Annotated in this window: 12 protein-coding genes; 7 read left to right on the plus strand and 5 right to left on the minus strand. The window is 67.9% G+C overall.

Features of this window, described 5'->3' with window-relative positions; translation table 11 throughout:
* Positions 1 to 48 precede the first annotated feature (48 nt).
* Both ACJJV7_RS00500 and ACJJV7_RS00505 read right to left on the minus strand, forming a co-directional pair.
* Positions 49 to 1,143, minus strand: a complete 1,095-nt coding sequence (locus ACJJV7_RS00500; RefSeq protein ID WP_405371728.1) for a hypothetical protein — start codon at positions 1,141 to 1,143, stop codon at positions 49 to 51.
* Positions 1,144 to 1,155: 12 nt separating this feature from the next.
* Positions 1,156 to 2,313 carry a glycosyltransferase gene (locus ACJJV7_RS00505; protein WP_405371729.1) on the minus strand — a complete coding sequence of 386 codons (1,158 nt, stop codon included), beginning with the start codon at positions 2,311 to 2,313 and terminating at the stop codon, positions 1,156 to 1,158.
* 324 nt (positions 2,314 to 2,637) lie between these two features.
* Between ACJJV7_RS00505 and rplM the strand changes: the two genes are divergently transcribed.
* The 4 genes from rplM to ACJJV7_RS00525 all read left to right on the plus strand — a co-directional run bounded on the left by rplM (position 2,638) and on the right by ACJJV7_RS00525 (position 6,699).
* Complete coding sequence (gene rplM / locus ACJJV7_RS00510) at positions 2,638 to 3,084, plus strand: 50S ribosomal protein L13 (protein ID WP_405371731.1); 447 nt, start codon at positions 2,638 to 2,640, stop codon at positions 3,082 to 3,084.
* A 29-nt stretch (positions 3,085 to 3,113) separates the two neighbouring features.
* Positions 3,114 to 3,599, plus strand: coding sequence for a 30S ribosomal protein S9 (gene rpsI, locus ACJJV7_RS00515; RefSeq protein ID WP_405371733.1), 486 nt, complete (start codon positions 3,114 to 3,116; stop codon positions 3,597 to 3,599).
* A gap of 7 nt (positions 3,600 to 3,606) precedes the next feature.
* Complete coding sequence (gene glmM, locus ACJJV7_RS00520; RefSeq protein ID WP_405371734.1) at positions 3,607 to 4,950, plus strand: phosphoglucosamine mutase; 1,344 nt, start codon at positions 3,607 to 3,609, stop codon at positions 4,948 to 4,950.
* A 390-nt stretch (positions 4,951 to 5,340) separates the two neighbouring features.
* On the plus strand, positions 5,341 to 6,699 hold the full coding sequence (locus ACJJV7_RS00525; protein ID WP_405371736.1) for a hypothetical protein: 1,359 nt from the start codon (positions 5,341 to 5,343) through the stop codon (positions 6,697 to 6,699).
* Positions 6,700 to 6,864: 165 nt separating this feature from the next.
* Here ACJJV7_RS00525 and ACJJV7_RS00530 read toward each other — a convergent pair whose 3' ends face one another.
* Complete coding sequence (locus ACJJV7_RS00530) at positions 6,865 to 6,987, minus strand: hypothetical protein (protein ID WP_405371738.1); 123 nt, start codon at positions 6,985 to 6,987, stop codon at positions 6,865 to 6,867.
* 360 nt (positions 6,988 to 7,347) lie between these two features.
* Here ACJJV7_RS00530 and ACJJV7_RS00535 point away from each other — a divergent pair, with 360 nt between their 5' ends.
* Together ACJJV7_RS00535 and ACJJV7_RS00540 are read left to right on the plus strand one after the other, a co-directional pair.
* Positions 7,348 to 7,518 (plus strand): CsbD family protein, encoded by a 171-nt coding sequence (locus ACJJV7_RS00535; protein WP_405371740.1) that lies wholly within the window; start codon positions 7,348 to 7,350, stop codon positions 7,516 to 7,518.
* A 184-nt stretch (positions 7,519 to 7,702) separates the two neighbouring features.
* Entirely contained in the window at positions 7,703 to 9,556 is a 1,854-nt protein-coding gene (locus ACJJV7_RS00540; protein ID WP_405371742.1) for a hypothetical protein, read from the plus strand.
* 8 nt (positions 9,557 to 9,564) lie between these two features.
* Here the strand turns inward: ACJJV7_RS00540 and ACJJV7_RS00545 are convergent, their stop codons facing one another.
* Complete coding sequence (locus tag ACJJV7_RS00545) at positions 9,565 to 11,103, minus strand: GMC family oxidoreductase (RefSeq protein WP_405371744.1); 1,539 nt, start codon at positions 11,101 to 11,103, stop codon at positions 9,565 to 9,567.
* The gene (locus ACJJV7_RS00550; RefSeq protein WP_405371746.1) at positions 11,100 to 12,461 is read right to left on the minus strand and encodes an alpha/beta fold hydrolase; all 1,362 of its coding nucleotides are present in this window, start codon (positions 12,459 to 12,461) and stop codon (positions 11,100 to 11,102) included. The genes ACJJV7_RS00545 and ACJJV7_RS00550 overlap by 4 nt, the downstream gene beginning before the upstream one ends.
* A 171-nt stretch (positions 12,462 to 12,632) precedes the next feature.
* On the opposite strand from ACJJV7_RS00550, the gene ACJJV7_RS00555 reads away from it, so the two are divergent.
* Entirely contained in the window at positions 12,633 to 13,529 is an 897-nt protein-coding gene (locus tag ACJJV7_RS00555; RefSeq protein WP_405371748.1) for an SDR family oxidoreductase, read from the plus strand.
* Positions 13,530 to 13,531: the final 2 nt, after the last annotated feature.

The following is a 13,531-nucleotide window of genomic DNA, read 5'->3' on the forward strand; positions in this document are numbered from 1 at the left end:
ATTCTCACAAAACGAAGTTCCGACTGCTTCCAGCGAGGCGTGCAACCATCACTTAGGCGATGTGGGGCGCGGTCTTGCCTTGCGGTCGCTAGCGCCGACCAGATCCACAAGGGTCGATCCAAACGCTTTGTATCCCGAGGCTACGTAGCACTGGAGTGAGTCGCGAGTCGCGCCTACATCGATGGCGCTTTGACTTCGCATCGTCCGCCCTGACTCGATCGCGCGGGCGATCAAGTCAGGTGACACACCCTGCACGGTCAGGAGATTCTTCGGTGTGGCATCACCGAGATCGTCGAGAGCGGGCGACGACCGAGTCACGGTGGGAATGCCGGCGGTCAGGCTCTGCCAGACCTTGTTTGCGACAACCTCGCGCGCCTTGTCCGAGTCGCCGAAGATGCCAGCGACGACTTGAGCGCCACCCATATGGCGCCCGATCTCCGAAGGCGGCAAGGCGTCGAGAAATTGGATCCTCTCGTTTAAGCCCAGTGAGCGCACAAGGGCTTCCGTCGCACCCCGGCTCGGCCCGTCGCCGATGAATATCGACGGCAGAGGGGATGGTTCCGCGGCTGCTATGCCCCGCACGAGGGCCAAGGTGTTGTGAAGCGGCAGGTAGTTACCGTAGTACAGGACATCCGCTTCGGGTTCACGCATCTCAACCGTCGTTGCCCAATCTGGCGCACCGACAGGAAGAGGAAGGAACCTGCGCCCGAAACGCTTCGCAAACCGCGTCGCTCGGGGGCGCGTGTCAGTGAGGCACACGGTGGCCGACCTCACTGCGAACCGGTCTACGCTGCGTAATGCGTATGCCCGAAGAGACAACCGACTGTGCAGAGCGAAGTCCCCAATTTCCGTCTCCTCGAATCCGACGAAGAAGTCGACGATGTGAATGGCTCGAGAGCGGAGTGCAGCAATTTTCGACGCAAACGCGTAAAGGAGAGAAAACTCGCTCAAAATGACAATCGAGTAATCAGTGGGTGCCGTAAAAGCCGCTCTACCTTGCTGCCACAGGCGAGAGGCACGGCTACCATGGTCGGGTCGCGCGACCACCGTGATCTCTGCGGCCAGTTCTTCTTGGAGATAGGCGCGTAGGCGCTCGTTCCGCGGGTATGACGGGTCGTGCACGGCCCAGTACAAGATCTTCACGACGGCTGACTCCTAGCGGCGGCCGCGGGCCGCGGCCGCCTTGTTGCGTGCCGTGGCATTTTTGTCTCGCGCGGAAGCAATGAGGTCGTTGAGGGCGACTTCATATCGGCTGTTGACGCCATCCCACGAGTAATCTTTCATTGCGCGTCGCTTAGCGTCTTCTCCGAGTCGCATTCTTTCGTGCGGGTTGGACATGAGTTCTCGAATCTCTGCTTCGATGATTCTTGCGCTCGGCGCGACAAACCGCCCGCTGGGGCCTAGGGTCTCTCGGTTGAACACCGTGTCGACCGCGATTGTAGGGGCGCCGAGAGCCATGGCCTGGACGAGAGCGGGATTCGTTCCTCCGACCGTGTGGCCGTGAAAGTAAACACCGGCGTGCTGCCAGAGCGAGTGAAGTAGGTCATCGTCCTTCACGTGACCAAGCCAGTGAACGTCGGCGAACCTCTGCGCCAGGCCGGACGCCCTGACATCAAAGGGACCCCCGTAGCCTTCACTTCCGACAAGGACGACAGGAATGCTCCCCGCGATGCCCTCAACCGCTTCGAAGAACTCCTCGACGGTGTTCTCGGGCACGAACCGGCACACCAGGAGGACGTACTCGCCTGCATTCACGATGCCCGGCAGCGGCAATGTCTGTTCCCGTGGATCGCCGCCGTACGGTATCACGACGCCTTCTCTGCGGAATTCAGATCTCCATCGGGCGGCGATCGCCTGAGCGTCGAAGACGAGCTGGTTCGCCCATCGGGCTGTGGCGCGTGCACCGAGGTGGAACACCGTGCGAGCCGCGAGGCCCCACTTCTTGCGCTCCCATTCGATGCCGTCGACGTTTACGAGGGTAGGGATGCCGCGCAGCTTGTAGATCGGCAGCCAGAGACAGTTGGCGACGTTCATGATCAGCGCTACATCGGGCTTTTGTGTTGCTGCTTGGACGGCTGAGGAGAGTCCGAACGTGAGAGTGCTCAAGGAGCGCCGTTCGATGCCCCACGTGTAACGTACCTTCACTCGAGGGTCGCGGGTTGGATCGGCCGGAACGGTCGCGTGCGGTCGGGAGTACACGGTTACGTCCCACCCGTTGTCGGCGAGATGCGGTGCGAGCTTTCTCACGGCGGTCTCGAATCCGCCGTAATAGCTCGGATACCCGCGGGTGCCGATTATCGCGACCGTACTCAATCTGTCGCCTCCTTTGCGCTACCGCGCCATCGTCGTTGCCAGAGGTGCTCTTCTTGGTCAGATCGCGAACCTAGCAGTCGCAGATGTCGGTTCTGTGACGACCTCTGAGCGGTCGTGTAGGCCAGGACGTGTGAGGTGCGCACGCTCGCGGAGACAGCACCTCGGCCGTGGTGGTATTATTGGTCTTTGGTGCCTGTGCCCTGCTGGCCTGGTACCGCGAACGTGAGCCCTCCACTGGCGTGTTCTTCCGGCATCCGCCGCCAGAACCACCCCGGAGTGGGATTCACGAACCTCTCCGTTCGAATCTATGAAAGCAGCTCTACTGTGACGCGCACTTACACCCCCAAGACTGGCGAGATCTCACGCCAGTGGGTCGTCATCGACGCCGCCGATATCGTCCTCGGTCGTCTGGCATCCCACGCCGCCGTGCTCCTGCGCGGCAAGCACAAGCCCACCTTCGCGAACCACATCGACACGGGTGACTTCGTTGTCATCATCAACGCCGAGAAGGTCGCCCTCACGGGCCAGAAGCTCGAGCAGAAGAAGGCCTACCGCCACTCCGGTTACCCGGGCGGCCTGAAGTCGGTCACCTACGCCGAGCTTCTCGAGAAGAACCCCGTCCGCGCAGTCGAGAAGGCGGTCCGCGGAATGCTCCCCAAGAACAGCCTGGGCCGCCAGCAGCTGTCGAAGCTGAAGGTCTACGCCGGTGCCGAGCACCCGCACGCAGCCCAGCAGCCCACCACGTACACCTTCGACCAGGTCGCCCAGTAAGCGCCGCCGAGAAGAACAAGGATTATCTGATGGCGAAGATCGCTGACTCCCTCGACCAGACCCCCGAAAGCTACTCGACCGAGACCCCGGCCGACGTCGAGGCCGCCCCGGCGCGCCCCGTTCTGTCGGTTCCCGGCGCCGCAGTCGGCCGTCGCAAGCAGGCCATCGCCCGCGTGCGCCTCGTTCCCGGCTCGGGCACGATCACGGTCAACGGCCGCACGATCGAGGACTACTTCCCGAACAAGCTGCACCAGCAGCTGATCAACGACCCGTTCACCGTTCTCGGCCTGGCCGGCGGCTACGACGTCATCGCACGCATCTCCGGTGGTGGCCCCTCGGGCCAGGCCGGCGCGCTGCGCCTCGGCATCGCCCGCTCGCTGAACCAGATCGACGAAGAGAACAACCGCCCGACCCTCAAGAAGGCCGGCTTCCTCTCCCGTGACGCTCGCGTCAAGGAGCGCAAGAAGGCTGGTCTCAAGAAGGCGCGTAAGGCTCCTCAGTACTCGAAGCGTTAATCCTTCGATGGCACTGTTCGGGACGGACGGTGTGCGGGGCCTCGCTAACGGCCCCCTCACCGCCGATCTCGCGCTCACCCTGGCCCAGGCGACCGCTGTCGTCCTGGGCCAGGGGCGTATCGCGAACGCACGAAAAGCAGCCGGCAAGCGATTGACCGCTGTGCTCGCCCGCGACCCCCGGGTCTCGGGACACTTCCTCTCGGCCGCCGTCGCCGCGGGCCTCGCCTCGTCGGGTGTCGACGTGCTCGACGCCGGCGTGCTGCCGACCCCCGCCGCCGCCTTTCTGATCGGCGACATCGACGCCGACTTCGGTGTGATGATCTCGGCCTCGCACAACCCCGCCGAAGACAACGGGATCAAGATCTTCGCCCGTGGCGGCGTGAAGCTGCCCGACGTCGTCGAACAGCGGATCGAAGAAGCCATGTCCGGCCCCAAGCTCAGTCCCACCGGGGGAGGAGTAGGCCGCATCCGCCGCTTCGCCGACGCTGAAGACCGCTACGTTGTGCACCTGCTCGCCTCGCTGCACCAGCGCCTCCACGGCATCCACGTCGTGCTCGACTGCGCCCACGGCGCCGCCTCAGGCGTCTCGCCCGAGACCTTCCGCGACGCAGGTGCCAAGGTCACCGTCATCGGCGCTGACCCCGACGGCCTCAACATTAACGACGGCGTCGGCTCGACGCACCTCGACGTTCTCGTCGCCGAAGTCATTCGCACCGGAGCCGACCTGGGCATCGCCCACGACGGAGACGCCGACCGCTGCCTCGCCGTCGATGCCGACGGCAACATCATCGACGGTGACCAGATCATGGCGATCCTCGCTGTCTCGCTCAAGAACCGCGGCCTCCTGCGTGAGAACACGCTCGTCGCCACGGTGATGAGCAACCTCGGACTCCACCGCGCGATGGAAGCGAACGGCATCCACGTCGAGACGACTGGCGTCGGCGACCGTTACGTGCTCGAGCGCATGAACAAGGGCCAGTACTCACTCGGCGGCGAGCAGAGCGGGCACGTCATCATGAGCGACTACGCCACCACCGGCGACGGCGTGCTCACCGGCCTGCACCTCGCGGCGGAGATCGTGCGCCAGCGCAAGCCGCTCTCGGAGATCGCCAAGGTGATGACAGTCTTCCCCCAGGTGCTCATCAACGTGCGCGGCGTGGAGCGTTCGCGCGCCACCGATGACGACGTCGTCGCGGCCGTCGAGGTCGCCTCGGCAGAGCTCGGCGACTCCGGACGCGTGCTGCTGCGACCCTCGGGGACCGAGCTGATGGTGCGCGTCATGGTCGAGGCGTCGTCTGAGGAAGACGCGCGGCGCATCGCCGAGCGGCTCGCGGAGGTCGTTCGGGGCTGAGGCCGCGGACGCCCCGAAGCGCGGTCGAACCGCTGACACTGAGCAGGTAAGAGATGCCTGTGTGAAGTAACCCCGTCCTCGGTGGCGCGCTGATCGGGGCGCAGGACGACAGTAGCGTCCACTTCGTTCACCCTCACTGCCGAAGACGACTTCGCGCGCACGACCGGCCTCGTTGACATCGCCGACCTGAACCCGGAGCGGTTCAAGCTCGTGAATACGATGCTCCCGCCAGCATCGGCAACCTATCAAGAGGAGGTCCGGTACGTGCAAGGCGGCGCGAGCGGAGCGGATCGGATAGTCATCTGTCGGAAGGATGCGACAGACGCCTACGTGTGGGCGGACTTGGCCTAGCGGGCCGGGTGATCTCCGCCCGTCCGGTAGCCTTCGGCTATGCAGATGACGGGCGTGCGGCAGGCGTTTTGGCCCATGGCGGCGTGTGCGCTCACCGCCATGGTCGTCGTCGCAGTCCTCTGGCAGCCCACACTCGGACTCGGAGGGATCGCTGCTGTCGGGCTCGTCGCCATCGCGGCAGCGAGCCCCGCAGCGGGCGCGATCATCTGGGTCGCTGTCGTCGTGATGGTCCCGTTCTGGACTTTCGGGCTCACGATCACACCAGGGTTCATCTCCCTACCGATCGCGGTCGGACTTCTTCTGCGCCGGTTCGGTGACTCCGTCAACGGCAAGAGTTCGACCTCCGGAGGCCTCGCAGCGATCGACGTTTTCATCGGTGCCGGTGTCGTCCTCGCTGTCATCTCGCAGCAGGTGTTCGGGCAGGCCGCGTTCCTCACATCCAACGTCGTCGTCACGCTCTTCGGTGGTTACCTCGTCGGCAGGATCGTCCGTCAGTCGGCGTCCCGTACGTTCGCGATCGCGATTATCGTCGTCGCGGTCTGGGGCATCGTCGAGTTCGTCACGGGGTGGCATGCGTTCGTGAACCTGAATGCCAGCGTCGGCGGCCTCGGCCCCGCGCTGCAGGAACGCGGCGGGGTCACCCGATCCGAAGCGACCCTCGGTCACGCGATCGCCTACGGTGCCGCCCTCGCCGCTGCTGTGCCGCTGGTCGCTCAGCTCAAGCGCCCCCTGATCTGGCAGCTCATCCTCATCGGTGGTGTCCTTGCGTCAGTCAGCCGGGGCCCCATCATCGCCGCCGTGTTCGCCTTCGCGATGATGGCGTGGGTGTCCCGCAGCACCCGAGTGAGGGTGTGGTCGAGCATCCTCCTCGTCGCCGGTCTGATAGGCATCTACTTCGTCTTCACGCTCCTCTACGAGGGTGCGGGGCAGAGCGATGTGACCCTGTCGCAGGAGGCGCGCGATCAGCAGCTTTGGCAGACCCTCAGCTTCGCGAACTGGTTCGGCCCGGCGACAGGTATGCAGATGGATCTCGAGGGTAATTACGTCGTCAACGGTATCGCTCGCGTCGACAGTGCCCCGCTCCGCCTCGCGCTGGACTACGGCTTCATCATCGCTGCGCTGCTACTCACTCCGTTTGTCTTCGCATCGTTCGCGGTGCTCTTCCGCAAGGCCGGCCCCGCCACCGTGGCGCTCGCTTCGCAGATCCCTGTCGTGTTCGTCACGTCTTACATCACGCAGTGGCAAACGATCATCTACTTCCTCGCCGGCCTGGCCGTCACCGAATACCTCGATGCGAAGCGCGAGGCAGCTAGCTCGGAAGACCGCACATGGCGGCCTACAGCCCGACAGCGAGCACAGAGCACACGGCAGCGAGCCCGGATGTCCGCGGCCAATTAACATCCGGCTCAAGGTAGCGGCGGCACAAGGCGATCAGCCATGGCATGAGGAGCCTCGACGCTGTCGTCGGCTTGGCGTTTCCTCGGGATTCGTCGCCGCACGACCCTAGACCTCGCCTAACGTACGCACATAGTTCAGCGCGTCTGCGCGGGGCCGGCTCTCGGGTCAGCCCGAGATCAACGCCACCCCGACCAAGAGTGCGACCCCGATCGCCAGCACGACGACGGCCGCGATGAGCCACGGTGACGTGCCGGGCTTGCGGATCTTGCTTCGCCGGTGTCTGCGCATGCGTGGACCGTACGCCCGCGATATTGCGGGCGCATGACGGTTCCGTAGCCGGTGCGCGTCAGCGGTCGCCACAGCCATCTCCGCCACACGGGGGAGGCTCACCGACCGCCTCGCTCATACGCTGAATCCATGGATATCGCCTCGATGATCATGGGCGCCTCGATCGCGTCCATCGCCTGGATCGTGTTCGTTCCCTGGTCGAAGCTCCGGCAGCTGAAGGCCGCGGAGAAAGACGAGTAGTCCGGGCTGTACCTCATCTCCCGGCGATGCGCGAGCCCCTGGCCGCATCGCGAGCCGGTTCGTAACGTGGAGGCATCCGGAGCGCACCGATTCCGGACAGATCGACGGAAGGACCACATCATGGGACTCGACGACAAGATCAAGAACGCTGCAGAAGACCTCACCGGAAAGGCCAAGGAGGGCGCCGGCAAGGCGTCTGACAACGAGCGCCTTGAGGCCGAGGGTCAGAACGACCAGACCAAGGCCAACGTGAAGCAGGCCGGCGAGAACGTGAAGGATGCGTTCAAGTAAGCAGCTCCACAGGCTTCGGCGCCCCGGATCAACTGCGATCCGGGGCGCTGTCGTGTGTCCATACCGACACATCCGCAGCGATCACCATTCGCAGGGATACACTTCTCACTAGGGCTGATCCGGCGAGGACCAGCTCCAAAGTTCTGGGGAGAACGAGATGTTCTGGCGAGGGCCAGCGCTCGCAATGAGACGGCGCGTCAGGCTCGGCGCCCACGTATGGTGGGACGCCGTATCGAGCGGTGCCTATTTCACGCTCCCCGCCCTCCTGGTCACCCTCCTCCTCACGGCCACGGTGCTCGCACCACTGCAGCACTACAAGACCCCTGCCGACCTCTTCGCCTCGGTTCTCGTCGGAGTCGCCGGTTGGGCTCTGCTCGTCATCGCGCTCGTGCCCGTCACCGCACTCGAACGCCGCCTGCCCACCGTCGGCGGCCGCGCCGCGCTCGTACTCACGGCCACGGTCGCCGCCGCCGCGGCTCGCCCCTTCATCAACGAGGGCCTGTTCTTCGTCTTCTTCGGCACGACCCCCATGCTCGACGGCGTCGCGACCCGCATCATCTCGAACCTCTTCACCTGGCTCGCCGCCCTCTCGGTCGTCGCGATGACGGTGCGCTCGGTGCAGCTCACCCGCGGCACCCGCGGGCGCCTCAACACCGCCGTCAGCACCCTCTCGGTCGGCCGCCGTCGCCTCGCCCGCTTCGAGAACGACAACCGGGCGATCATGGCCGACATGATCGACACGCTCCGCACCGAACGCGAGCGGATGCTGGCCGGCCCCCTCGACTTCGCCGCCGTGCGCGACTACTCCGAGACCGTGCGCGCCGGCAGCCACCGCCTCGAAGAACGGTCGCGCCTCAGCGTGCGGCTGCTCGACGCCGGACCCGACGACACCACCCCCGACGACGGCAAAGTCTCGCTCCTCAGCCTGCTGCGCCCCACCCCCTACGGCGTCACCGGCATCGTCTTCCTCGCCGGCGCCCTGCCCTACGCCAACGGCATCGGCGGCCCCGCGACCGCGTTCTACACGTTCCTCATCGGCATGCCCCTCACCCTCGTCGCCGACATCGCCATCCGCGTGCTCGGGCGGGGGAGGGATGCCGCCTCGCGCGGCGCCGCGATCGTCGCCGCGTGGGCGGGCACCGGCATCCTCGTCACCCTGCTCGCCCACGCCCTCGTCGACAGGCCCGACCCGTCACGGCTGGTGCCGCTCGTCTCGATGCCGATCGTCGCGATCGCGCTCGCCGCCTGCACTGACGCCATCGCCCGCTCCGCCGCGAGCTCGCGCCGGCTCGAAGCCGTGCTCGGCCTCGTCGCCCGCACCCTCACCGCCAAGACCGGCAGCGCCCGTCGCCCCCTCCGTCACGCCGCCCACGTGCTCCACGGCCGCGTGCAGGGGCGCTGCGTCATGCTCGCCGCCTACGCCGACGAGGGCGCGCTCACCGACGAAGACATCGCCAAGTTCCGCGCCGACACCGACGCCGCCTTCGACTCGGTGCTCGACTTCGCCGCCGAAGACAACACCGACACCGACACCATCGTGCAGTCGGCCCACGAAGACCTCGACGAACTCGTCGCCACGTGGGGCGCCGTGCTCGAAGTGACCGCCGACATCTCTCAGGCCGCGGCTGACGTGCTCGTCGACCCCGAGATCTCACGCAAGGTCGCCACCGTCGTCAACGAGGGCTTCGTCAACGCCGTCAAGCACTCCGAAGCCAAACAGGTCTGGCTCTCGATCGGCGTCGAAGAGAACGCGCTTCTCGTGCGCACCTGGTCGATCGGCGTGCTCGACCGCGGCGCCGCCCCTCGCAGCGGCGACCTGCTCGGCACCGGCGCGCGCATCTTCCAGCGCGGCGACCAGGTCGTGCTCGAGGTGCCCGTGCCCCTCTGCGGCGCGGCAGCGACCGGCGGCACGGCCGACGTGATCCCCGGCTCCATCGACTTCGGCGTGGCCGGTGGTGCGAGCGCCGGCGACGGCCCCGGCATCGCCGGAGCCCGCAGTGCGCGGCTGTTCCGCCGGCGTGCCCGCTCGGCGAGGTAGCGAGCGGGTCAGCCCGCCAGCATCCGGTCTGCCGTGCGCAGGCCCAGGGCCATCTGCGTGAGGGCCGGGTTCGCGGTCAGCGAGCTCGGGAACGTCGAGTTGTCGCAGATCCACAGGTTGTCGATCTCGTGCGACCGCCCCGAGGCGTCGACCACCCCGTCGCCCGGGTCGTCGCTCATCCGGCACGTGCCGAGCGTGTGGCACGACCGCTGCAGCACCCGCGTGCTCGTCGCCCCCGCCGCGCGGAGGATGCGCTCCATGACGCGGATGCCGTGCCGGTCGATCGCCTTCTCGTTCTCACCCTGCGTGAACGTGACCTCGGCCCGCGGCATCCCGTCTTCTGCGATCTCGGCCGACAGGGTCAGCGCGTTCGCCTCGGACGGCAGGCACTCGCCGTTCATGCCGACGCCCGCACTGAACGGGTACGCGTCGATCGCCGACATCAGGTCAGCGCCCCACAGGCCCGCGCTGCGCACGAGCTGCGTCGCGAAGTTCATGGGCATGACTCCGAGACTCTGCAGCAGGTAGCCGCCGATGAAGTCGGCATCCTCCGGCCGCACGAAGTCTTCGCTGATGATCGACGACGGGTAGCCGCGATACCCGCGGATGGGCTCGTCGAACGTGCCCCAGACCTGCACGCCGCCGTGAGCGAGAAAGTTGCGGCCGACCATGCCGTTCGCGTTCGCGAGGCCGGTGTGCAGCAGCAGGCGCGGCGTCTCGATGCCGCCGCCCGCGAGCACCAGTGCCGCGCACCGCTGACGGTGATCGACGCCGTCACGGCGGTAGACCACCGCCGTGACCTTTCCGGCGGCGTCGCGCTCGATGCCGTGCACCATCGCGTCGGAGCGGATCTCGGCCCCGGCCGCGACCGCAGCCGGAAGGTAGGTGATCGCCGTCGTCGCCTTGCTGCCGAACCGGTCGCCCTGGTGGATGTCGCCGTTGTTGATCGTCGCGCGGCGGAGGCCGTAGTGGGGCTGGTCGCGGTCGCGGGTGAGGATCGCGGCAGGGCCGTCGGTCGCCGTGATGCCGAGCGCCTCGCAGCCGCGGATCATCGCATCGGACGAGCCGTTGCGCGCGACCGGCGGGTAGGCGTAGGTGCGCGACGGGTCCCACGGGTAGTGCGCCGGGCCGCTCACGCCGATGTCGGACTCGACCTCGGTGATGTAGCGGATGAGCTCGGCGTGATCGATGGGCCAGTCGCGGCCCTCGCCCGACTCGGTGCGCAGCCGCATGTCGCGCTCGTCGGGGCGGGGCGTGAACGCGCCCCAGTGCAGCGTGCTGCCCCCGACGCCGAATCCGCTGTTGTTCGGGCCGAACGCCGTCGGGTCGTCGCCACCGCTCAGGCGCTCCGACATCCAGTTGATCTTCGTCGACTCGATCTCGTCGGGCGTGAACTCGCGAAGCCCGAAGTCGGGCCCCGCCTCGAGGGCGACGACCCGGAGCCCCGCCTGCGCGAGACGCGCGAGCACGGGGGCGCCGCCGGCGCCGGTGCCCACGACCACCACATCGACGACCTCGTCATCGGCGAGGGTCTGCATGGCGGTCATCGGGGAGTCCTCTCGGTGGTGCGGCCCAGCTCGGTCGGTTCCCACTCCTCGCGGGTGCCCGCAGCGAGCAGCTGCCACCCCGCGGGCTCGGGGCCCGTGCCACCGACGGCGAACCCGTCGAAGCCGATGCGGGCGAGCGACGCGGGGTGCGCGAGCCACGCGCGCATCAGGTCGTTGCGGGCGTCTTCGAACCAGGCCGGCGAGGGGGCGCCGTCGATGTCGCCCTGGATCAGCCCGGCGATCACGCGGTCTTGCGCGGCGTCGTCGCCGTCCGGCCAGAAACCGGCGACAGCATCGAGCCCGGCGCGGTACGCGTCGACGTCGGGCGGGGAGTCTGCGGGGCGCCAGCCGTCGCCCACGCCGTCGGCGAGCATGCCGTCGACGCGCAGGGCGAGGTCGATCGCGGCGCCGCCTTGCGGCACCAGGCGCGCGGCGAGCTGCCGGAGCGTGTCGAGCTGCGCCGCCGTGAGCGCGCGAGGCGTCGCAGCGGCGTCGTCGGCGAGCGCCCGCTGCGCGAGGGTGCCGCGCACCTGCGGGTCGACCCGGCTCGACGCGATCACGCGGCCCCACTCCGGCGCGATCACGGGCGCGTGCGCACGGATCTCGTCCCACAGGCGCTCGAGCTCGGCAGCGACCCGCTCGGGCGCCTCGTAGGGCAGCAGATGGCCGGCGCCCGGCATCCGCTCGAACCGGGCCCGCGGATACGTGCCCGCGAGGAGGTCGGGCTGCGCGTCGGCGCCGAGGTTGTCGTCGTCCTCGCCGCCGAGCACCACGACGGGCAGGTCGAGCCGGCCCACCAGGGCCGAGGCGTCTTCGCGGCTGCCCGTCTCGAGCCAGTCTCGCCACGCGGATGCCGGCTGCGCCACGACCGCGTCGAGGGCGTCGCTGTGCAGCTCGGCCGAGAGCGGGGCGCCGAGGTTGTCGGTCACGAAGGTCTCGGCGTCGGCGCGCGACAGGTGTGCGCCGGCCGCCCAGCCGAGCATCTCGGCACGCTTGTCGTCGGGCATCGGTTCGGGCGACGGGGGAGAGGGGGCGAGCAGCACCGCGCCGGCGAGGCCGAACAGCAGCTCGTCACCCGACAGCACGCGCGCGATCACGCGCGCCGCCACCTTGCCGCCGAGACTGTGGCCGCACAGCAGAAACGGACCGCCGGTCGCGTGAGCGCGGATCCGCTCGATCGCGGTGTCGGCCAGGTCGTCGAGCGAGGCCGCACGGCCCCGGTCGAGCAGGTCGATGCCCACCACGGTGAGCCGGTCGCCGGCTGCCGCGGCGATGCCGTCGGCCGCGGCCGCATCCAGACCCAATCCCGGGAGGAAGAAAACCGTGCATTCCGAGACCCGTGGGTCGGCGATCGTCATTCGTTCACTGTAGGTAGCCGCCCGCAACGATGCGGGCGCTTGCGCGGGCGTCGGCGCCGTGCGATGATCCGGCTGCCTCGGGCCGGGTGCGACGGCCGGTGCCGGGTGCCATGGGCGTGCCGGTTGCGCAAGGGGGGTCGCCGGTGCGCGGCCGGCTCGTAGCGTGTTCGTGTGAGCACCGACCAGTACACCTTCGACAACCCGGTCACCCGCTATGCACGCGTCGAGCCGCCCGTGCAGCATCAGCCCGAACCGGGCGTGCAGGCGCGCATGACGCCCGTTCCCGACCTCGGCGAGAACACCTACCGCGGCTCCGACCGGCTCCGCGGCCGCAAGGCTCTCATCACCGGCGGCGACTCGGGCATCGGGGCGGCCGCCGCCATCGCCTTCGCGCGAGAGGGAGCCGACGTCGTCATCGCGCACCTGCCGAGCGAGCGCGACGACGTCGACCACGTGCTGCAGCTCATCGCCGACGCCGGCGTCACCGGCGCCGCGATCGCCGCCGACATCACCGACCCGGCGCGCTGCCGCGAGCTCGTCGACGAGGCAGCCGAGCGCCTGGGCGGCATCGACATCCTCGTGAACAACGCGGGCAAGCAGGTCGCGGTCGAGAACGTCGAAGACCTCTCCGACGACCAGTTCCGCACCACGTTCGAGACGAACGTCTTCGCGCCGTTCTGGATCATCAAAGCGGCGCTCCGGCACATGCCCGCCGGGGCATCCATCATCAACACCGCGTCGCTCGAGGCCTACAAGCCCGCACCCGACCGCCTCGATTACGCGGCGACCAAGGCCGCGATCAACAACCTCTCGAAGGGTCTCGCGCAGCAGCTGGCGCCCCGTGGCATCCGGGTCAACGTCGTCGCGCCCGGCCCGGTGTGGTCGGCGCTGCAGGTGAGCGACGGCGTCAGCGACGAGCAGATGCAGGCGTTCGACGACGAGAACGAGTACAAGCGCGCCGGGCAGCCCGCCGAGATCGCGCCCGCGTTCGTCTTTCTCGCGTCGGCCGAGTCGAGCTACGTCTCGGGTGAGACGCTCAACGTCAACGGCGGCATGGTCACGCCGTGACG

Origin of the sequence: Microbacterium sp. Ld4, from assembly GCF_045066555.1 — a bacterium.
Classification (GTDB): Bacteria; Actinomycetota; Actinomycetes; order Actinomycetales; family Microbacteriaceae; genus Microbacterium.